This window comes from Halorubrum sp. SD683, from assembly GCF_002135045.1.
In the GTDB taxonomy this organism is placed as follows: Archaea; Halobacteriota; Halobacteria; order Halobacteriales; family Haloferacaceae; genus Halorubrum; species Halorubrum ezzemoulense.
This window is the reverse complement of sequence record NZ_NEWJ01000001.1, coordinates 166,348-186,783: the sequence shown is the minus strand read 5'-3', so window position 1 is coordinate 186,783 and position 20,436 is coordinate 166,348. Positions and strand designations below refer to the sequence as shown.

Sequence of the window (20,436 nt, the reverse complement as noted above, 5' to 3'; positions counted from 1 at the left end):
AGAAGGTGACACTGATGACGATGAGCGAGATCTACGATCGTGATTTCGACGAGGACGTCCAGTGCGGTCCAACTGATCCCTGTCCCGAGTGTGGTGGGCAGGTCAGAACGAACACGGCCGAAACCGTCTGTGAAGACTGTGGCCTCATCATCGACGAGCAGGCAATCGACCGCGGGCCAGAGTGGCACGTCGACGAGGGCGCCGACACGGCGAAGCGAACCGGCGCGGCACTCACGCCCGCCCGCCACGATCGCGGCCTCTCGACGGAGATCGGGACGCACCAGGACGCGAACGGTAACACCCTCGATGGCGAGACGCGTCGCCGCCTGTCCCGGCTCCGCCGTGAACACGCACGCAGTCGCTGGCGATCCACGCAGGAACGCAACCTCGGGCATGGCCTGACAGAGATCCGGCGGATCGCAAGTGCACTCGGCCTGAGCGACTCGGTACGCGATCAGGCGTGTCAGCTGTTCCGAACGGCGCAGGACCAGCACCTCCTTCCCGGGCGATCGATCGAGGCGATGGCGGCCGCGAGCGTGTACGGCGCCTGTCGGTGTAACGGGCAGTCGTGGCTCATCGCCGACGTGGCGCCGATGGCGCAGGTCGGACAGGAGCGTGTTGCGAACGCCTACCGAGTGCTCAACGAAGAGCTGGGGTTACCGACGCTGCCGATCCGGCCGACACAGTTCGTGCCGCGGCTCGCGTCCGACCTCGGCTGTTCCGACGCTGTGCGGCGCCAGGCGGAACAGCTTGCTGAACAGGCCGTCGACGCCGGCGTCACGACCGGGGTGCATCCTGCAGGGTTCGCTGCGGCGAGTCTGTACATGGCGGCGTGTGCGAACGACGCGCCGTTGACCCAAGCCGATGCGGCAGCGGCGGCCGACGTGACGGTCGAGACCGTCCGAAACCATCGCGATCGGCTGCTCTCCATCGTAGAATAGCCGTTAGGTTGCCCGTCAGGCCTATATATGAGTGTGGGAAAGTAATGGGTAGAGAACGTATGAGTAAATCAGAGTCTGAAAAAGTCGTCTCGGTATCCTCTCGCGGACAGGCGACGATCCCGAAAGAGTTTCGCGAGGAACTAGGGATCGATACTCCCGGCCGGGTAAAGTTCGTTCGCACCGACGAAGGGGAGGTCATCGTTCGTCCCATTCAGTCGGCCACGGACCTTCGCGGCATCTTGGAGGGAAAGACCGACGACCAGGGGAACTCGGCAGTCGAACGGCTGCGTGAGGAACGAAAACAGGACAAAGCTAGTGACGAGGAGCTGCAGGAGCGGTATGTCGGTCGCGATCATGAGGATACGAAATGACAGCAGCGCGTGAGCATCCCGACACTATCGTTTTCGACACGGAACCGCTAGTTGCGTACTTCTGTGATGAGCCGGGCAGTGACACCGTCGAAACCTACATCGAAGCGGTAGAAGGATCGGCTGATGGCTATATCTCCGCGATCAACCTCGCTGAGGTCCATTATATCGTCCGCGCTATCGACAGTGAATCCCGTGCCGACGCCATCGTCAACGTCCTTGAAGAAACCGGGATACGGCGAGTCGATACCGAGGAGACGTGGTCCAGTGCAGCCGACTTCAAATTCCGCTACTCGCCAGCACTCGGCGATGCGTTCGCGCTCGCAACCGCGATCCAAGTCAGCGGCATGCTACTCGTCGGTGCCGATGACGATTATGATGACGTTGACGACGTACCGATTACGCGCTTCCGACCGGAATCAGCGTAGCAACCCTAATATCCCAACGCTCGGGATTCCTCCGGCTTTAGCCGGAGGAGGATGTCAACTGCCGGGGAACCGCAAGAACGGCGGACACCGTGGTGTGGTGCGGAACTGAATCCGGGCGCAGGCATCGGGTAAAGGATCCAAGCTTCGACGGGGAGTGGTGGGGACAACGAGCCCCCGCCGACGGTCGATGGCTCGGCCGGTCCAGTCGGGGGCCCGGACACCACTCTGTCCGCTGTTCTACCGGCGGAGCAGGCCGAGTGCCTCACGGCGGTTCACGCGCTGAGGGACACCACCGCGTCCGCCGTTCCGTGGGGGTGATTGGCGCGGTGGAACGACATCGGTGTCCGATCGACACAGAACCGGGACCGAGCGGCCCGGTATCAACCACTCAGGTGACCGTCAACCCCAGTATGTCCGCAGTTATCCAGAGTGTGAGCGACGCTATCGGTCGATAACGGGGGTCAGTCCTCGGCACGGAACTCCGAGAGGCTGGCGTCGACGACCGGCTCCTCGGCCTCGTCGCCGTCGAGGAACTCCTGGACGGACGTGTGGACGCCGACGTCGTCGACGGTCTCGGCCATCGCGTCGAGCAGGAGGTTGAGGTCCATGTCGACGGCGTACTCGCGGTACGTGCCGCCACGGCGGCCTTCGTTGCGCTCAGTGACAGAGATGATCCCCAGCATCGCGAGCTCCGAGAGGTGGTCTCGCATTCGCCTGGGGACGAGGGGATCCCGCCCCGCCATCTCCGTGAAGCGGGTGTACCGCGGACGGATGTCCCGAGATCGGACGGGCACCTCTCCTTCGAGGTCGAATGTGAGCAGCGCGTAGAGGACGAGATGTCCGTGTTGGGTGAGGCCGCTGATCCCCTCCTTGATCCGGCCGCGTTCGAGCGCACGGCGACCGCGTTCGACGTGTTCCTCGGTCACGTGCTGGGTGTCGTCGTCACGGGCGAGGTCCCCGGCTTTCATCAGCAGATCGATCGACTGGCGGGCGTCGCCGGCGTCCTTGGCGCCGTAGGCCGCACAGAGCGGGATCACGCCGGAGTTGAGCACGCCGTCGTGGAACGCGATATCGACGCGCTGTTGCAGGATCTTCTGGAGGTCCTCGGCATCGTAGGCCGGGAAGTGAATCTCCTGTTCACACAGCGACGACCGGACCTTCGGGGAGAGCTCCTCCCGGAAGGAGAAGTCGTTGGAAATGCCGATGATGCCGATCTTGGCGGTCGAGAGGTTCCCATTGGCCCGTGCCCGCGGGAGCTGGTAGAGGATGGAGTCGTCCTCGACGTGGTCGACTTCGTCGAGGACGACGATCACGGTGCCCCCACAGGCGTCGAGTTCGTCCCAGAGCATTTCGTAGACGCTCGCACGCGGATAGCCCGTCGTCGAGATCTGCTCGGTGTCGCTCCGGAACTCGTTGACCAGCCGCGTTGCGACCTGATAGCTGCTCGTGAGCCCGTCACAGTTGAGCGAGACCAACGTGAGTTCGATGTCGTCGTACTGGGCGGTGTCTTCCTTCAGGTGTTCGAGCAAGTACCGCGTCGCTGCGGTCTTGCCGACGCCGGTCTTCCCGTAGAGGAAGATATTGTTCGGCTGCTCGCCGTTGATCACGGGTTGGAGGGCCGCCCGGTACGTGTCGAGCTCCTCGTCGCGACCAACCAATTGCTCGGGCTGGTAGTCTTCCCGGAGCGCGTCCCGGTCGCGGTAGATCTCGTTGTCCCGCTCGAACATGCCCATCGCTGTGTCGATACGGACATGGCGTGCCACATAAAACCACCGTGTCCGCAGTGTCCGCCGTTTCCGCCGTTCCGACTACACTTAAAGAAATGGCGAACACACCCACCCCACCTTGTCCGCTGTTCTTCGGTAACGAAGGGGTGGGGTCCCCTCCCCACCCCTCTAACTCTCACCTATCTTTAGGAAAGGTTAAGATGGCATGGAGTTGAATTGGTCCGTAGCCTCACGATCATTGTTGAAACGGACGAACCGTCCGTGAAACAAAGATCAACCATCCCCGCGAAACTGGGTTTCTTTCCCTCCCCCCACACCGTTTCCCCAGAACAACGGACAAAGTGGGGGGAGGGTGTTCCGACCTCTTCCTTGACGAGCTATTGCCATCATCCAGTACCTCGAGAGCGTCTCTCGACGTGGTACTACTCCCGCAAATTCTCCGTCCAACCTGGCCGACACCACCGTGTCCGCTGTTCTCGACCGAACATGTCAGCGGAACGGCGGACATGGTGGGGTCTCTGAGCTGCCGAACCCTCAGCTAGCATCCTGGTGAGTCTCCCAGCTGTCTCTTAACCAACTATTCATCGTGTACGCTGGCGGAATTGGTTAACTTACTTGTCTGTCTCGACCTCCCGGAGGGCGGTCGCTAGCCTATCCATCGCCGATGTGCAAGCTGTGCACATTCAGGGAACCAGTTTTCCGCCTATGTCCAGAACGTGCACACAGGATGAGCGCAAGCGATGACCCGCGACGGGTCCACTTCCAGTCACCGGAGTATCTCGTCGACCGCTTGGACGCGATTGCGGAGCTCTTCGACACGGACCGGACTGATCTCCTCGTTAAGGCCATCCGCGAGTACATCGAGGACACCGCCGATAGCGAGACGTTCCAGGAGCTGTTCACGAGTCGGCGCACGAGGTGACCCATCGGGGTAACGTGCGGGTGGAGGGTCGTGATCATCCCGATACTGGCGAATTGGGGCTGTGAAGAACATACTCTAGAGTATCATACTTCAAAGTACGATTACCAAAGGTACTATACTCTCGGCACCGATGGACGACGCATGACGGAGTTTGTAAACCGATCGGCGGAGCTCTCGCGTCTCCACGAGCTCTACGATTCGGACGAGGCCGAACTCGCGGTGATCTTCGGTCGGCGCCGACTCGGAAAGACGGCACTCGTCAAGGAATCACTCGACGGGTACGACGATGCTGTAATCTATCAAGCCAGGCAGAAAACCAGTGCTCTCCAACTTCAGCAGTTCATCGACGTTGCTGCCGAGTCGTACCCGGGACTCACGCGCATCCGTGAGGACTGGGAGGCTGTCCTCGAGTACCTCGCCGAGCAGGATGCGACCGTCGTTCTCGACGAGTTCCCCTACCTTGTCGACCAGGACGAAAGTCTCCCGTCGATACTGCAGGCGATGTTCGACCACGAACTCGACAACTCGGCAGCGACGTTCGTCCTCGTCGGGTCGTCGATCAGTATGATGGAGGAGGCAGCGCTTCTCGGAAATAGCCCACTCTATGGCCGGTCGTCCCTGAAACTCGACATCCGGCAGCTCCCGTTCGATGCTGCGATGGAGTTTTTCGACGACGCCGACACTGCAGAAGAACAGATCCTGACGTGGGGCGTCTTCGGTGGTGTGCCGTACTACCTCGAGGAGGTGAACCCAGAGGCAACGCTGGCGGAGAACGTTCAGCGGACGATTCTCTCCCGACATGGAACGCTCCACGACGAACCGGACTACGTGCTTCGGATGGAACTCACCGAACCGACGCGATACTTCTCGATTCTCGAAGCGATTGCTGGGGGAAATACCAGTCGCAACGAGATTGCTGGGGCAACCGGGGTCGACTACAACCAACTCTCGAAATACCTCAACCGTCTTTCCCGGCTTCGACTCGTCGACAAAGATGTCCCGATCACTGAGCAGCAAGAGCGTAGCAAGCGAAGCCGGTATCGTATCCGTGATTCATTCTTCCGGTTCTGGTTCCGCTTCGTCTACGGGACTGGTGAGCGATACGACGCGCTCGGCGACGACGCCTTCGAGGCACTCATCCAGCCGGAACTGGCAGATTTCGTGAGTCGGTCGTTCGAAGAGCTGTGTAGTGATGCGCTTCGGCCACTCTACCCCAATCATACGATTACCGAGACCGGTCAGTGGTGGTACGGGGAACACGAGGTGGACGTAGTCGGGCTGACGACCGGCGACACGCTGATCGCCGGAGAATGCAAATTCCAGGAGTCAGCGGTGGGGTACGATGCACTCGCTCGCCTCGAGCAGCACGTCGACGAACTCCGCTGGTCACCGCAGGGGGGCGGCGATCGATCCGAGGAATACGCGCTGTTTGCGAGAAATGGGTTCAAATCCTCGGTTACAGAAGCGGCTGCCGAACGAGATGATCTTCGTTTGTTCTCAGTCGACGACGTCGTCGAGGCACTCAGCAGCTAGGCCGTGACGGCGTCGGTTCCTGTGCATTCGGAAGTGCGAGGAGAAAGCCCCGCCGTTCACGGTGGGGAGGATGTCACCTCCGAGAAGAATTAACCAACAAATGGCGGGTACAGTTGAAATATTGTTGGTTAACTCGGCGTTGCCTCTCGCAACGGCGCCGCCAACGCGGCGTCGACGACCTGTCGGCCAGCCCCACGAGGGTTCGTCTGAAACACGCTCAGCCTCGACGAGGTCGTCGGCGTGATCGACACGCCGCCCGAGGAGGTCGAGCAGATCCTGTGGGAGAGCGACGCCCGCCGAATGCCGCTGGCGGCGTTGAAGCGGCTACCCATGCCCTACGCCGGCCTCGTTGAACGCGGCTCGTGGGCATGGCGCGATGGCCTGCTCGTTGATCAGCAGGTCCACGTCATGCTGTTCGCTGCCGGCGGGGGGCAGACCCTCGTCGCTGCGCACCAGGAAGCCAACGCGCTGAACCCGCTGGTCGCGATGGATCATTACCGCGGCCGAGGGTACGACGTTCCTGGCGGTGAGCGCGCTGTTCGCAAGCGCTTGGACGAAGGCGTATGGGTGGAAGAGTAGCCGGACACCAGCAGCGGGGCGAGAATGACCAGGGCAGGTGGCACTAAGTCCCCCCGAACAGAAGGGGGTGAGTATGCCGACCTGCCCGAGCTGCGGAATGGAGGTGAACGCCAGCAGCACCTACTGTCGAGAGTGCGGTCACAAGCTTTCTGAGCCTGAAGCCGCCCATTCGTCGCCGTCGGAGCACGGCAACGATGGCGGGGATGACGCTACTCCACAGCCCGACACTCGAATAGTCACCAAGGAGGTGTCCGTTAGCGCATCCTCGCTGGGCCCACAGGCGCTCAAGGCGCACCTACAGTCGATGGACGAGTACGAGTTCGAGCATCTCGTCGCCGACCTGTGGGGCGAGATGGGCTGGGACACGACCGTCTCGCAGGCCTCGGTCGACGCCGGTCTCGACGTCATCGCCGAGAAGTACACACCGTACCACCAGAAGAAGGTGATCCAGGCGAAGCGCTACAGCGACTCGACGACCGTCGGCGGCCCGGACATCCAGCAGTACTCCTCGCTGAAACAGCAGGTCGATGACGCCGACTCGGTCGTCATCGTCACCACCAGCTCGTTCACCAACAGCGCCGAGTCGCGGGCGTCGGACCTGAACGTCAAGCTCGTCGACGGTGACGATCTCGTGAATCTGGTCGAGGACCTCGAGGCGTACGACATCGTCGACGACTACCTGGACATCACGCAAACCGTCACTGAGGAGGTCGCCGTCGAGCCAGAGCCGGAGCCGGAACCGGAGTCAACGCCCACCGAGAGCCCCGAGCCGGTAGAGACGGCCACCAGCGATGAGCAAGAACAGACCGCTGACGGGCGTGTGGTTGGGGGATCGGTCGCCGAGTCATCATCGGCGTTTCTCGGGTTCAAACACTGGAACTGGGTGGCGGCCGCGACCGGCGCCCTCGCTTTCGTCGTCCTTTCAGTCAGTGCGGAGCTGTTTCTCGCTCTTCTCCTCGCGACCGCGCTCGCGATGATTTTCGACATGCGCTACGTCGTCCCCCAGACGAGGTGGCAGCCGTCGATGCTGCTGTACCTCGGCGGGCTACTCATCGTGTTCGCCACCCTACCCGTCTACCTGGTCAATCGCTACCGATACTTCTCGCGGCATGCGGAGAGTTAGGCGTCGTCGACGCGGTCGTCCCAGCCAACGGCGTCTCGCGTCGACCCCCGCTGCTGCTCCCGACCTCGCGAGCCTCGCGGATCGGATCGGGCGGATGGTCCTCGCCCGTGCTGTCCTGCTCGTTGACGCCGGCGGGGCGCTGTTGGCGAGCGGCTCGACGAGGGCGTGTGGCTGGCCGAGTAGCTACCTAAGTTCTTCGACCGCCTGTTCGCGGATATCTTCGGCCTCGTCTCGCCCGTCCTCTGCGATCGAGGAGAACTCGTCGACCGTCTCGGGAAGCAACGATACATCTTCGAGCTCATCGAGGACGTCTCTGAACACCCGTGCTGCCTCGAGAGCAAGAGTACTCGCTTGGTTGTAGAGCTCAGCTTCGAGCGAGCTTTGCGCATCAGCTAGGCGTTCGGCGCCGAACTGGAGATCCTCTGCGACACCTGTGAGGTCGGCGAGTTTCGAGCGTTCGTTACGAAGCTTGTCGATCTTTTCCCCGACTGGGGTCGGATAGTCCCGGTCGGGCTGGTAGGCATCGTCGAGGTCGTCGATCTGCTGCGTCGCGTCAGCCAATTCTGTCTCCAGTGACTCCATATCGAACGCTACGAGCGCGTCTTGACCCCGCATGATCGCTCGTTGTGCGACCGCCGTCCGGGCGATCACCTGGCCTATATTCCGCAGTCGGCGGAGTTCCTGCTCAAAGGGGTCGACGCCTTTGTCCAGGGCATCGTTGGCGTCGTGGTAGATATCGTCAGCAGGGCCCTGGACTGGCGTGAAGTCGAAGGAATCGCCAGGAGCGATGTTGAGAATGGACTGCCCGGGCACATCTTCGAACTTGTTCACAATCTCCTTGATCCGTGACTCGAGGTCGCTGATCGTCTCCTGTACGGACCCATACTCTGTCCGAGTGTACTCTGCGACCTTGATGAGGTGTTCCGTCGGGTCGGTCGTCCGCTCGCCGATCAGGTCGCTCATCGTGATCATCACGGAGAACATGCCTGCGGTCCCGGGCGTGTCAATCGTCGTCTGATACTCACCAGTGAGGAGCCCGTCGCCACTCAGTTCGACCTCCTCGTCGATGTCGACCTGGGAAGCGCCCGGAGGTTCGACATCGATATCGACCTCGCCGTGCGCAGTACCGTCGTAGGCCCAGAGGTCGTAGGTCACGTCGACGGTGAGCGGCGCACCCTTTGGGATGGCGTTACCCTCGAACTCTCGTGCGGTCGTAACACTGCTGTCTCTGATTGCCGGTAGAGCCGGCCGCTCCGTGCCGGTTGGGGTGTCGGCCTCGGCGGACGTGTCCGTCGATGTAACCGTGTCCGCTGGCGTCTCCGCATCCGTCGGCGTCGATGTCGGTGAGGAGTCGCTCTCGCCGCCCGTACAGCCTGCAAGGCCCACGCCCAGTACGACGAGTAGCGTCCGGCGATCCATGACCCGAACCTGTTCCTCCCCGTACAAAAATGAGTGGGCACTCGGCGGCAGTATCCAGACAGCATGGGATTCGGATCCGGAACCGTACTACACCCTTCACGGCTGCCGATTGTTGGCCGGCCGGAACAGTCCGGAACGCCCCGGCTGGCACTCAATATCGACCCACGGTAAGGGTACGAACATGGCGACGACACGCCAGCAACCGCCCGACGCCGAGACGTTCCGCATCGATCCAACCGCACACCTCAACGCCGACGTCGTCGACGGCGACACGCCGATGCACGTCCACGTCGAGATCAGCAGTACTGGCCGCACCCTGATGGCGATCCTCGCCGCCGGCGCCGACGGACGGTGGTCGTTCGACTTCGAGTTCGACGACAGCGAGGTTGCGATCGTCCGCGCCTACAAGGAGGGCCACCAGATCAACTCCGGTGCACTCTCGGCGTGGGCCGAACCGGTCTGCCAGCGGATCAGCGAGGGGCTCTGCTGATGGGGAGTACCGACGCGGAGGAGTACATCATCACCAAGCCCTATGGCCTCGAGACGGCGCCACCACGACACAAGCGCCAGATTGTCGATGCCGATCTGGCGCGGATCGACGATCGCCGCTCCGAGAAGTACGCCCACCTCCAGGCGTGTCAGCACTGCGGCGACGCCGTCGAACTCCTCGAGCCCCACGCCTACGCCTGCCTCTGGGTCCGTGCGCCGATCGGCCGGATCATGTACAAGCTGGTGTTCTGCGGACAGGAGTGTTGGATCGAGTGGCTGCGAACGGCAAGGTTATCATGACTTGATTCCCCCATTCGATAATCAGTCGTTATCGAGCTCCTGAAGGTTCTCAGCTGTAACTATCGCGTCCGGCCGGTCGACGTGCTGAAGGACGAGAAAATCGGCGATTAGATATTGGACGAAGAATTTTTGATAGCCTTTTCTCCCTTCTCCAAAAACTCTGTGAGCGATTCCTACCATTGCGGCACTGCCGAGCGCGATTCCCATTACAGGAATCTGAACCTCCCCTACAACAGACGTGTATATCTGGTACGGTGTGAACAGGTGTAGCGATTTTAGCACAGCATAGCCATAGTACAAGCTGGCGAGAACCAGAGAAGCAATCCAAGTGCTCCTGAAAAACGAATATATCGCTTGGAAGGTTCGTGATCTCCCCCGGGCGTCCATATGAACGTACGATCTGACGAGTACGTAGACGTCTTCAATAGTTTGCTTGTCGGGGGACTCATTCTCTAACTCCGATGGGTCTGCGATGGCATCAAACTCTTTGGCACAGTCAGTTCGGAACTGCTCAATTGTATCCTCAGTAAGAAATGACGGGTCCAATACTTCCTCTACGAACTGTTCTCTATGTGTCGGGGTTTCTGAGTACTTGTCTTCGAGCTCGATCGCAACAGCGTGGAGCCCCCGACCAACAATAAATCCCCCAATCAGGAGTGGAACGAGAAAGGCGGTGTTGAAAACAATTGATTGGGGGAGGAATGGCACCAACCCAAGTATAAAAAGCGAACCGGGGAGAAAGACACTAAAGAAATCATATAAATCGAATTTTTTGGTCCCTTCAGAGATCACAGTAGTGGTGATTCTGTGCATTCACAAAAATGTTGTCCCCGTGAGAACTTAGAGACATTCACTATTCACCCCCATATGAATTGTCGTATTTCGGTACACTATTACAACGGAACGCCGAATATCAGACCGAAGAGGCCTCTATAATGAGCTCAAGTCGCCCAAACATGCTCAGTCATTTGGACCGGAGCATCGACGTGTTCACCCTCTTGGCTGCGCTAGTGGCGGCTGCGTTCATCTTTGGATGGATTCCAGAAGCCCTCACTATCGTCTGGGTATTGGTGCCTGCGGCTGGTGCTATCCTGGCGTTACTGTTGTGGGGGAAGCTCGTCGACAGATAATCCACCCCTTCTCAATTCGATACCGAACCTAGTATAGGGAGGTTGCTATCCCCGTTTGTCTCGCATCTGCTTCACCCCAGCATAAATTGGTCACTGGCATACACAACCTACGCCACTTTCCAAAGGAAGTTCCCGAACAGCTAGCCGAGCAACTCGTCCCACGCCTGCTTTACCTCCGCCACGTCGTAGCGCTCGTCGGCGCTCTGGTCACCGTGGCCCTCCTTCGCGAGTTCTCGAAACGCCCCTTTGATCACCGGCTCGGGACACCCCCGGAGACGACGAGGATATTGTGTAGACTACGAGAGGCTTTATGTAGGCCTGTGCAGGTGCAGTTATCCAATTACTGGTTGGAGGGCTGCTGCACACTTTGGGTGCGGTGACCAGTGGTCCATTCGTTCTGGGGTACCATCTTCGTACTCCCTCGCCTTTTCACGCAGTAGCGATTGGAGTTCGTCTAGGGAGAGCGGTTCCTCTTCTGTGATCTCGTAGACCTCCTCGCAGATCGGTGAGCATGGGGGCTCGCGACCGCCGAGCCAAGTCACAGTCGGGACCGTATCACTGTCTGCATAACTCCGGACGCTATCGCAGATCTGGATCGAGGCCCGTTCTGTCCAGAATATCTCTTCAACTCGGTCGTATCCAAGCTCGGTTCGCTCCCGTATCTCCTTTTTCGCCTCGTGTTTCTGCAGATTGTACGTCTCAATGTACTCTTTCAGCACCGCAGTGATGGCTGCTGCCTGATCGTCGTCGACGTCGTCGTAGTGCTCCGCGATGATCGTGGTTCGGCACTCGCTGTTAACCGTGTCCTCCAACAATTCCGGATCGAGAAGCATGCTGGACTCGATGGAGTTCTCACCATGTGCCGGTTCGCTGTTGCTCTTGGTCTCCTCTCTGCCGTCGCCCCCAAGTGCGTTCAGTACTTTCTCGAATAGTCCCATGGAATACACTTCTTTCCCGAGAACATGAAGGTAAAGGTCGATTCCTACAGTTTTCCATCACGGACTCGACGCCGACACCGGCGAGTGTGCAGTGTGGGAGCGCCCCGACGAGGGCGTGTGGATCGACGAGTAATGGGGAGTCGAACCAATGCCTCTTGGTATGTTAGTCTATGGCATGAATCGGGACGTTCATGGTGTCAACTCGCAGAACTGGGATCGCATGGCTGACACTAGAGTCGATCTGCCGGCCGATGAGGACATCAAACAACTCGCCCACGACGTCGTCCGCGACGAGAACGAGTACACAGTTCCGCTACTCCGGGACTTCTACACATTCCTCTCGGCGTTGGACGAGGACAAAGCCAGCACCCTCGACGAACTCCGCGTAACTGATGAACAGAGTGGCGTGGGGGGAGGTGCGTGGGTAAACTTCCTCGATACCCTCAAAGAGCAGAGTGTCGTCGAAGAAGGCCGCTCGGGTGGGAGAAATACATACACACTGGCCAGCGACGACTAGTCCTCCAGCATCGCGTCCCGGGCTTCCTGTAGCTCCTGGACGTCGAGGTCGCGATCGTCGCCCTGGTCGCCGTGGGCGGCCTTGACCAGCTCGCGATAGGCGCCGCGGATCGACTCCTCGCGAGCGTCCTGGGCGACGCTAAGCACCTCGTGAGGATCGCGATCCGGTTCGGCGTCGACGGCGCCGGCGACGATCGGCTCCTCGCCGTCGCCCGGCGGGAGACCTGCTGTCGCGAACTCGTCCTGACTCGTCCGGACTGGGCGGTCGGACATCTTCCGCTTCTCCTCGACGTACAGGCCGATCTCCGCTCCGTCCTCGGGGACGTGAACGTCCGCTACCGCCGACCGGACCTCCTCACGAGAAAGCAAACAGTGGTTGATCGCTTCCATATGGACGACGACGACCGTGGCATCAGTCGCCTGACGGGCCGCCGAGATGTCGTCGATACCCATCGTGATGGGCGCCCCTTGCTCGAAGCGAGCTTCACCACCATTGAGGACGACTACCTCTGGGTCGAACCGCTCGAGCGCTTCCGCAACCGGCTCGTACCAGATCGTATCACCCGCGACGTACACTGTCTGGTCGGCCTCGAACACGAACCCAGAAACCGGTCCCATCTCCTCGGCGAACTCATCGTGGCCGTGGCGTCCCGGGGTCCGGTGAATAGTGACTTCAGCGAACGACGCCTCCTCATCAACCGGGCGCACATCAGTAAAGCCCTCCTCGAGGAATGTCTCGGCCTCTTCGGGCTGGCAGACCAACGGCACATCGGCGTCGAGTTCAGTCTTCGCCGCCTCGTCGAAGTGATCGGTGTGACGATGCGTGACGACGACGGCGTCGTAGGCCACCTCGACATCAGGCATCACGACGAGTGGATTTCGACGATCATTCGGCGTATTCGGGATGGGTGGATTATCACCGGGAGCCGAGAACATCGGATCAACGAGGAACGTCGTGTCACCGACGTCTACGAGGAGCGTCGCATGGCGAATCAACTGCACGCTGGCGCCAGTCGGCGTGGACATACGAACATAGGTACGGCACCCATCGCGGTGTGATTTGCTGCGACAGCATAGTTGACGCGTAATTCCGTCGATACGTCGATATCCTGATCGCAAGCTCTTACGACGGCGGATAATCTGAAAGCACCTACCTAGTGCTTTTCTGGCTCTTTTTCGTTGTCGTCTTCAGACGCTTCGTCAACGATCCGTTCGAATTCCCGTTCCAATTCTGTTTCGCGAAGTGGTCCTCCTCCCATATAGTACTCACCCGCCTTAATGAACGCTCGTCGGTTCACTCGGCAATCCTTATCCAAGGTTGCACATTCCCAGATAGTTCGTTTGCCTGAAACACTATCAGTTTGTGTCGACCGTTGTTCTTCAGTGTCTGTCTCGCTACCTTCGATATTCCCTCTCAGAACTTGCGCATCACCAGTAACGCTGCCAGTTTTACTTTCTGATTGACTCTGCGCCGTACTTTCGGATACTCCCCAGTCACGTTGCAGAACTCGCTGTTCAGCAATTGAATCGTGGTTCACACACTGTCTAGTCCCGCCACGTCCGATTTTGATATACCTGGAATCCAACCCCCATTTCTGCTTCTGGTTTTGATCGACATACAAATAGAATTCTCTCCAACTAGTTCTGGAGATAGCCCGGTGATACACGAATTCAATACGGGTCTCATGCGGCATTTCCTCAAAGATATACTCAACCTCCGCGTTTTTCTTCCTCGAGATGGATGAACGAAGATCGTTTAGAGTCTCTCCCGTTTCATCTTCGTCAATCGACTCGATTTCAAAGTCAGGAGTACTCTTCTGTTCACCAGAGAACATCATATCTTTGAGTTTCTCAAAGAGCATAGTTACTATCCCGTAGCCTCCCTATTTTCAGCAGTATCAACGACTCCGACGGCTTCTTCGATTCTCTCCTGTGGGATCCCGGGTTGAGTCGCTAATTCTTGTAGTGCTTGTTTTAGGCTAGATAAATCAGAAATAGCTGTGTCTCCCTCATATGAAATAATTGCTAAGGACTTTGCAGCCGCGACTTGCACCTTCGATTGGTTATCCTCCAGGGCTTCACGTAATGCAGTAATCGTCTCTGGGTATCCGTTCGGATTCTCGATTACGATGGAAGACATTTCAGTCGCAACCACTTCACGGACTGGGTCTTTCCCCTGGCGTAACAATTCAAATAAGACGGAGTCCATTTTCGAGTTGGGGAGTTCGGATTCTGTTGCAGCCATTTTCAACGACCGGAGTGCAGAAATCTGAATTGATGGAACAGTAACATCCGATAGGACGTCAATCAGTGGCCCCACTAGTTCGCTGGTAGACTCAGTGTTTTGCGCTAGAACAAGTTCAGCTAAGTCCGCTCCATCCCCTTTTGTAAGAACGTGGTCACTACGCATAAGCGATTTACTGAGATCGACAAAATCGACTTCGGAAAATTCAGCCAAAGCCAAATCCGAATGTGACAATTCCACATCCCGAAGTACCGTCTCGTTAAGCTTCGCTTCTGATAGGTTAGCGAATTTCAGCGTCGCGCCGGTCAAATACGTATTAGAGAGGTTTGCATGGTTTAAATCCGCTCTCCAGAGATCCGCCCCTTGAAGATTGGAACCTTGGAGATCCGCTCTCGATAGATTTGCCGCAGTCAAGCTTGCTTCTGAGAGATCAGTACCGTAGAGAATAGTATTTGTCAGCTCCGAAATATCGAGGTCAGTATTAGGCATCTTGGCACCGGAGAGGTCAGCACCAGATAAATCCGATTCAGTTAGGTCTGCATTGGCCATTTTGGCATCGGAAAGATCAGCATTGGATACGTCCGAGTTAGATAGATTTGCATTGGCCATTTTGGCACCAGAAAGGTCAGCATCAGTAAAATCCGAGTTAGATAGGTCTGCATCAACGAATGTCGCGCGGGATAGATTACTACTGAGGAAGTTCGCATTGGATAGAACAGCTCCAGTGAAATTTACGCCATTCAAATCTAAAGTAGATAGATCAACCCCCTCCGCCGTGATTCCAGACCAATCATCCGCAAGTGTGTACTCCTCCTGGTCTACTATTTGAATGAGATCGCCCTCCTTTGTGTCTCCATCAACAGTTGTGGAGATGACGAAACCCTCCATTGGTCCATCTACTAGCTGGCACCGGGCCTGACCACCTGCCTCTTCTTCCGGAAATCGTTGTTGGATTTCAATTACTTCCGCGGGAACTGTGCCCGGTTTCTCACCTGTATCACGATCATTGCTCTCGTCGACAGCTGAATCATCGTGTTCTTCTTTCACCTCCTGAAGTTTATCAATTAAATCATCAGTAGATCCACTATGTCGGAATTTCTCATTAGACGTCTCTGACGTTCGTTTTTCTTTTGAAGATGTATTGGGGCCCAACTGCCTCGGTGATTCCAAGTCATATTCAGCGATCAATTCGTGGATCTGTTCCGATGCTTGCCCTGGGTCAATAATAGCTGCAGATGAACTACCGATCTGCATCCCTCCTGCATTCCCTATTGACTGCTGGTCCGAAACAAAGAGATATGGTATCTCCTTTTCGTCACAAAGTTCTGGGATATGTTGAACAATTTCAATGGGATGAATATCTTCAGCAATATATACCAACTCAGGAGTTCCCTGTTCTACAGACGTTGTCACTTCATTCGTCCCCAGAGCAATTTCACCGGTGCCATGTGCCACCTCCAAGATAGAGAGGGCCTCTTCTTCAAGCCTATCTGGGTGTTTCTCCTGATCACCTTCCGTGTCAGAATTATCGAACATATCCGTTCTGGTTATTGGGAATGTTACACCTGACCTGTTAGTCCTTTCCCTGTTTCGGGTCGCTGGGATATCGCGCGCATTCAATAACCAATCAGATCGGGGCTGAAGGAGCCTCTGATCTCGAAGACGTGCTCGGTCTCAACGTGGAGGTCATCGAACGCGAAAAGAGCGTCGGGAAGTACAATGTTGACATCTATGCCCGAGTAGTTGATGATGGTCGGACAATCGTCATCGAGAATCAACTCCAGGATTCAGACCACGATCACCTCGGAAAGGCCATTGCATACGCTGCGCGCGTCGACGCCGACATCATTGTCTGGCTCACACCAGAGTTCAACGACGAGCACTGCGACGCATTACAGTGGTTGAACGAGAACACTCGCGAAGGGATCGACCTATTTGCGATCCGTCTCGAGGTATGGCAAATCGAGAACTCTCCACCTGCAGTCCGGTTCAATGCAGTCGAGCAACCAAGCGAGTGGAAAGAGAAGGCCCAACGATCACGAGGCGACCTTTCAGAGCGGGATAAACTACGAGAGGAGTTCTGGACGGCGTTCCGTGACCGTATCGAAGATACCACAACGCCGCTGAGTTCGCGGAAACCATATCCGAACCACTACTATTCGAATCCAACCGGCGTCGGCGGATACCACATACCCTTCTACGTCGATGAAGCGGAGTCAGAACTCGGGCTTGAGCTCATCTTCGAAGACGACGCTGACGGATTCGAAGAACTCCGCGATCACGCCGAGGAACTCGAGACCGCACTTGGTGCCGATTTGTACTGGGGCGAACTCCGGGAGACTCGTACTGGGAAGATGCGAAGCGAACTCGGCGTGAAACGCGATGCTGACATCGAAGACAGAGAGCGGTGGGACGAGTACTTCGACTGGATGCTCGAACAGGGTGAACGATTTCACGACGTGTTTCCGGAGCGGCTGCGGCAGTTGGACTGATAGGGGGCCTACCAACTGGACTTCTCGACGCTGGTGGCGTTCGATCACCAACGACGAGCACTCCAACGGTATGCCTCCGTGGGACTACCCTACTTGTGGCGACGGCTGCCGTCGGCTGGCTGTTCAGGCGATTGATACACTCTCACTGCTTGTCGCACCAACGCGGGATGGGGGTCAAATTCCGCTCGCTGGTTCTCGATTCGTTCGAACGCTTCCTCGATACTGCGCTCTTCGTGGAGTGCAACAGCAGTCGCAGCAACCGATGGGCTTCGAGACGCACCACGACTACAGTGCACCAAGACAGCCTCAGCCCGTTCAAGAGCCCCGATCACGTCCGCAACAGCCTCTCGAAACGCTTCCTGTTCATTTCGAGGGCCGTCCATCATCGCATACGTCGAAACAGGATACTCCGTCTCAGGAGCATCATGGGTCAAGGAAATAACTCTGTCAACGCCGGCCTCCTGGAGCAGTGCCCTGTCACCTGCCTCCGCGAGTGTTCCCACATACAGGTTGGTGGCAACCTCGTCCATCACGCAGTACGAACAGCTGACTGTGATAAAATACTTAGGGTGATTCCGATCTACGTATAATGTTTTTATAGTAGTGGTCCGTGATACGGCATATGAACCGTGAGACGGATAGTGCGAATTCGTCTGGGGCAGCTATTTCGCTTTCAATACCCCCTTCAGATCCGACGTTGTTCAAACATAAGGCGACGAGTGACGTCCTTCTCTTTTTAACAAACCACCGATTCAGTGACTTCTCACTGCGAGAGCTCGCGACACAGATCGGTCACTCACACCAGTCCGTCCGACGGGCAGTGGGCGTTCTCAGCGCGAACGACCTGGTCGTCGAATCGCCCGAAAGCAACCAGCGACTCGTCCAGATCAACAGACAGCGTCTGTCGATTCCAGACGATCCGATCCTCCGGATCCCCCAACCAGAGTATCACCAACCCGTCAAAGCTGCCGTCACGGACCTCCGTGAGAACATCACCGACATCGTGGGCATCATCCTCTATGGGAGTGTCGCTCGGGGCGAGGCTGACCGACGGAGCGATATCGATCTCTGGGTGCTAACCCGGTCCGGGCGGGCGGAAAGCCAACGAGAAGCGAACACTATTGCCCGTGACCTCGAAGACACGGAGTTCGGTGGTGACCGATACGCCTACGATATCGACGTCGAAGCCGTCCAGGCGATCCCGACGTACACCGAAGACATCCGAGAGATCGTCGTTTCAGGGATTCCGGTCTACAAGACGAGTGACTTCGAAACCGTCGAGAACCTCCTCTTGGAGGAAGGGGTCGCCGATGAGTAACGGCTCGGACCCGGCTGCTGTGCTCACAGCACTCGACCGCGCACAGGATGCCTTCGAGATGGTCGGACGCGGTCGGACAGCGTTCGAGAACGGAATTAGTGCCGACGAAGACTGGAAAACACAGCTGACGAAAGCGTGCCGCCTCCTCGAGGTCGTTGACACGCTTCAGTCACAGGATGGGTACTACACGGCAGTCATCGAGGTCTGTTTCGGTGCGATTGAACGGTCGATCGAGGCGTACGCGCTCGCGATGACGAACGATACGCTTCAGGACTTTCAGGACCACCAGTTCAGCTACGAGCGTGCCCACCAGATCGGGCTGTTAGAGCAGGGGACTGCAGAGGCGATGAAGGATCTCTACAGCGAGAACCGGACAGAGAGTTATTACGGGGGCGGGCGTCCAACCCAAGAGCAGGCGGAAGCAATGACGGACCTCGCCAGCGCTGTTCATCAGTTCGCAGTAAGTCAAATCCGGGAAGGCGGCGTCTGTCTGTGTGGCTGACTCGGGAATCTGAAGCCGGAGCAGGCAACTATATTCTGTCCCAGTAGATCTTTGTTCTCCTGCCGACATCAATATCCAAAATGCCTGAATCAACCCCTGAACTCCCATCGGCCGGCATCCGACTGATTCGCGAAACTCGCCACGAGAGCCGGGAGGAGTTTGCTGATCTCATCGGCGTTGCAGCAGCCACAGTTGGGAACTGGGAACGTGGGGATCAACCACCCAGCGAGGCCAATCGAAAGGCGATCGTCGACGCGATTCCTGCAGGCCTCTCCCTGCAGGAGGTCCTCGACGCCGAGGACCGATTCGAAGACACCCCAGAAACCCACATGGACGAACGGCGGCTCTTCGGATCACAGTGGCTGCAGACACTTCGGGAGCAACCACGGATTAGCGACGAACTCGACGGTGGCCGCGGAGTCTCCGTATTCAGCACCAATGAGCGGATGTTCGTCGAGCGCCTCGATCTCACCAGCGTCGAGGGGGCGGGCCAGCGTGATGGCGACCGGGTCACGACGGTGTACTACCTCGAGGGCGACGAACGACGAGCATTGCGACGATTTATCGAGGAGAATCAGGCAATCGTCCGCGAGCAGTTGAGCGATGCGCCAAACCGATTCAGCCACGAGTGGGACGAGTGGTTGTATGGTCTCCTCGAGGAGGAGTGGCGGTTCTGGATATATGGGTAGCTGGGGGCACGATTAAGCCGCCTGCCGAGAACCACTACTCATGTGCGGTCGGACATCGCTCGCCGTCGACGTGGGCCGGATCTCGAATCGCTTCGGCGCCGTGCCTGGCGATGGCGTCGACATCCCCCAGCGGTACAACATCGCCCCCGGTGACGATTTGGTGGCGATACAGAACGACGCTCCCGAAGAGACCGACCTACTCGAGTGGAGATTCATTCCCGAGTGGGCCGATGACCCCAGTGACGTCCCGACGCCGATCAACGCCCGGAGTGAGACGGTCGCCGAGAAACAGATGTTCGAGGAGGCGTTCCAGCAGCGGCGGTGCCTGATTCTCGCCGATGGCTTCTACGAGTGGGCTGGCCAGCGTGGCAGCAAACAGCCCTACCGCATCGAACGCGTCGATCGGGCGCCCTACGCCTACGCTGGCCTCTGGGAGACCTGGAAGCCGCCTGAGGGCGACCCGCGGGTAACCTGTACGATTCTCACGACCGAGGCGAACGACGTCGTGGGCGAGATCCACGACCGGATGCCGGTCATGCTCGAGCCAGACCAGGAGGCGACGTGGCTCACCGGTGCCGGCGTCGGCGAGCTGCAGGCGGTGTGTGACCCCTACCCGGATGAGGACCTGCGAGCCTATCCGGTCTCGAAGCGCGTGAACAATCCAGCGAACGACTCGCCAGCGTTGCTCGAGGAGGTCGATATCGGCGAGCAGTCCGGCCTCGACGACTTCGGGAGTTGAGGCCGGGTTTTCGGCCCCAACGTGTTGGGAATAATGGC

General features: G+C 58.2%; 21 protein-coding genes and 2 pseudogenes. 15 read left to right on the top strand and 8 right to left on the bottom strand.

The features are described from left to right. The first annotated feature begins 14 nt into the window (after nt 1–14). The 3 genes from B9G49_RS01065 to B9G49_RS01055 are packed head-to-tail and all read left to right on the top strand — an operon-like array spanning nt 15 to nt 1,737. Nucleotides 15–941 (top strand): transcription initiation factor IIB family protein, encoded by a 927-nt coding sequence (locus B9G49_RS01065; RefSeq protein ID WP_086215067.1) that lies wholly within the window; start codon nt 15–17, stop codon nt 939–941. A 59-nt stretch (nt 942–1,000) separates the two neighbouring features. Next, the gene (locus B9G49_RS01060; protein WP_086215066.1) at nt 1,001–1,312 is read left to right on the top strand and encodes an AbrB/MazE/SpoVT family DNA-binding domain-containing protein; all 312 of its coding nucleotides are present in this window, start codon (nt 1,001–1,003) and stop codon (nt 1,310–1,312) included. Then, entirely contained in the window at nt 1,309–1,737 is a 429-nt protein-coding gene (locus B9G49_RS01055; protein WP_086215065.1) for a PIN domain-containing protein, read from the top strand. The genes B9G49_RS01060 and B9G49_RS01055 overlap by 4 nt, the downstream gene beginning before the upstream one ends. A 461-nt stretch (nt 1,738–2,198) precedes the next feature. Here B9G49_RS01055 and B9G49_RS01050 read toward each other — a convergent pair whose 3' ends face one another. Continuing rightward, nucleotides 2,199–3,470 carry an orc1/cdc6 family replication initiation protein gene (locus tag B9G49_RS01050; RefSeq protein WP_086215064.1) on the bottom strand — a complete coding sequence of 424 codons (1,272 nt, stop codon included), beginning with the start codon at nt 3,468–3,470 and terminating at the stop codon, nt 2,199–2,201. Nucleotides 3,471–4,191: 721 nt separating this feature from the next. Here B9G49_RS01050 and B9G49_RS01045 point away from each other — a divergent pair. The 4 genes and pseudogenes from B9G49_RS01045 to B9G49_RS01030 all read left to right on the top strand — a co-directional run. Continuing rightward, nucleotides 4,192–4,374 (top strand): annotated as a pseudogene (locus B9G49_RS01045) (hypothetical protein); the annotation flags it as partial. Nucleotides 4,375–4,527: 153 nt separating this feature from the next. Further along, entirely contained in the window at nt 4,528–5,919 is a 1,392-nt protein-coding gene (locus tag B9G49_RS01040; RefSeq protein WP_086215062.1) for an ATP-binding protein, read from the top strand. Nucleotides 5,920–6,159: 240 nt separating this feature from the next. Beyond that, entirely contained in the window at nt 6,160–6,498 is a 339-nt protein-coding gene (locus tag B9G49_RS01035) for a hypothetical protein (protein WP_086215061.1), read from the top strand. 97 nt (nt 6,499–6,595) lie between these two features. Further along, the gene (locus tag B9G49_RS01030) at nt 6,596–7,621 is read left to right on the top strand and encodes a restriction endonuclease (protein WP_158093588.1); all 1,026 of its coding nucleotides are present in this window, start codon (nt 6,596–6,598) and stop codon (nt 7,619–7,621) included. Nucleotides 7,622–7,804: 183 nt separating this feature from the next. Here B9G49_RS01030 and B9G49_RS01025 read toward each other — a convergent pair whose 3' ends face one another. Then, nucleotides 7,805–9,040: a hypothetical protein gene (locus B9G49_RS01025; protein ID WP_086215059.1), complete on the bottom strand. Its 1,236-nt coding sequence runs from the start codon at nt 9,038–9,040 to the stop codon at nt 7,805–7,807. Nucleotides 9,041–9,221: 181 nt separating this feature from the next. On the opposite strand from B9G49_RS01025, the gene B9G49_RS01020 reads away from it, so the two are divergent. Next, nucleotides 9,222–9,530 (top strand): hypothetical protein, encoded by a 309-nt coding sequence (locus tag B9G49_RS01020; RefSeq protein WP_086215058.1) that lies wholly within the window; start codon nt 9,222–9,224, stop codon nt 9,528–9,530. Next, nucleotides 9,530–9,829, top strand: coding sequence for a hypothetical protein (locus tag B9G49_RS01015; protein ID WP_086215057.1), 300 nt, complete (start codon nt 9,530–9,532; stop codon nt 9,827–9,829). Before B9G49_RS01020 ends, B9G49_RS01015 begins: the two co-directional genes overlap by 1 nt. Before the next feature lie 21 nt (nt 9,830–9,850). Here the strand turns inward: B9G49_RS01015 and B9G49_RS01010 are convergent, their stop codons facing one another. Both B9G49_RS01010 and B9G49_RS01000 read right to left on the bottom strand, forming a co-directional pair. After that, nucleotides 9,851–10,621 (bottom strand): hypothetical protein, encoded by a 771-nt coding sequence (locus B9G49_RS01010; RefSeq protein WP_086215056.1) that lies wholly within the window; start codon nt 10,619–10,621, stop codon nt 9,851–9,853. A 670-nt stretch (nt 10,622–11,291) separates the two neighbouring features. Then, a complete protein-coding gene (locus B9G49_RS01000; RefSeq protein WP_086215055.1) occupies nt 11,292–11,897 on the bottom strand; it encodes a hypothetical protein in 606 nt (201 codons plus the stop codon). A 220-nt stretch (nt 11,898–12,117) separates the two neighbouring features. Here B9G49_RS01000 and B9G49_RS00995 point away from each other — a divergent pair, with 220 nt between their 5' ends. Next, the gene (locus B9G49_RS00995; protein WP_086215054.1) at nt 12,118–12,414 is read left to right on the top strand and encodes a hypothetical protein; all 297 of its coding nucleotides are present in this window, start codon (nt 12,118–12,120) and stop codon (nt 12,412–12,414) included. 293 nt (nt 12,415–12,707) lie between these two features. Here B9G49_RS00995 and B9G49_RS00990 read toward each other — a convergent pair. From B9G49_RS00990 to B9G49_RS16440, 3 genes and pseudogenes are all read right to left on the bottom strand, one after another. Then, nucleotides 12,708–13,439, bottom strand: a pseudogene (locus tag B9G49_RS00990) (MBL fold metallo-hydrolase); the annotation flags it as partial. Nucleotides 13,440–13,567: 128 nt separating this feature from the next. Next, entirely contained in the window at nt 13,568–14,275 is a 708-nt protein-coding gene (locus B9G49_RS16035; RefSeq protein ID WP_143414656.1) for a hypothetical protein, read from the bottom strand. Nucleotides 14,276–14,280: 5 nt separating this feature from the next. After that, the gene (locus tag B9G49_RS16440; protein ID WP_158093587.1) at nt 14,281–16,194 is read right to left on the bottom strand and encodes a pentapeptide repeat-containing protein; all 1,914 of its coding nucleotides are present in this window, start codon (nt 16,192–16,194) and stop codon (nt 14,281–14,283) included. A gap of 143 nt (nt 16,195–16,337) precedes the next feature. Here B9G49_RS16440 and B9G49_RS00980 point away from each other — a divergent pair, with 143 nt between their 5' ends. Then, entirely contained in the window at nt 16,338–17,150 is an 813-nt protein-coding gene (locus B9G49_RS00980) for a DUF4268 domain-containing protein (RefSeq protein ID WP_233125138.1), read from the top strand. A gap of 89 nt (nt 17,151–17,239) precedes the next feature. Here the strand turns inward: B9G49_RS00980 and B9G49_RS00975 are convergent, their stop codons facing one another. Next, complete coding sequence (locus B9G49_RS00975) at nt 17,240–17,680, bottom strand: dual specificity protein phosphatase (RefSeq protein ID WP_086215051.1); 441 nt, start codon at nt 17,678–17,680, stop codon at nt 17,240–17,242. 92 nt (nt 17,681–17,772) lie between these two features. Between B9G49_RS00975 and B9G49_RS00970 the strand changes: the two genes are divergently transcribed. From B9G49_RS00970 to B9G49_RS00955, 4 genes are all read left to right on the top strand, one after another. After that, the gene (locus B9G49_RS00970; RefSeq protein WP_198943783.1) at nt 17,773–18,468 is read left to right on the top strand and encodes a nucleotidyltransferase domain-containing protein; all 696 of its coding nucleotides are present in this window, start codon (nt 17,773–17,775) and stop codon (nt 18,466–18,468) included. After that, complete coding sequence (locus B9G49_RS00965) at nt 18,461–18,970, top strand: DNA-binding protein (protein WP_233125137.1); 510 nt, start codon at nt 18,461–18,463, stop codon at nt 18,968–18,970. The genes B9G49_RS00970 and B9G49_RS00965 overlap by 8 nt, the downstream gene beginning before the upstream one ends. 80 nt (nt 18,971–19,050) lie before the next feature. Continuing rightward, a complete protein-coding gene (locus B9G49_RS00960; protein ID WP_086215049.1) occupies nt 19,051–19,659 on the top strand; it encodes a DNA-binding transcriptional regulator in 609 nt (202 codons plus the stop codon). A 40-nt stretch (nt 19,660–19,699) separates the two neighbouring features. Next, nucleotides 19,700–20,398, top strand: coding sequence for an SOS response-associated peptidase (locus tag B9G49_RS00955; RefSeq protein WP_086215048.1), 699 nt, complete (start codon nt 19,700–19,702; stop codon nt 20,396–20,398). Nucleotides 20,399–20,436 lie beyond the last annotated feature (38 nt).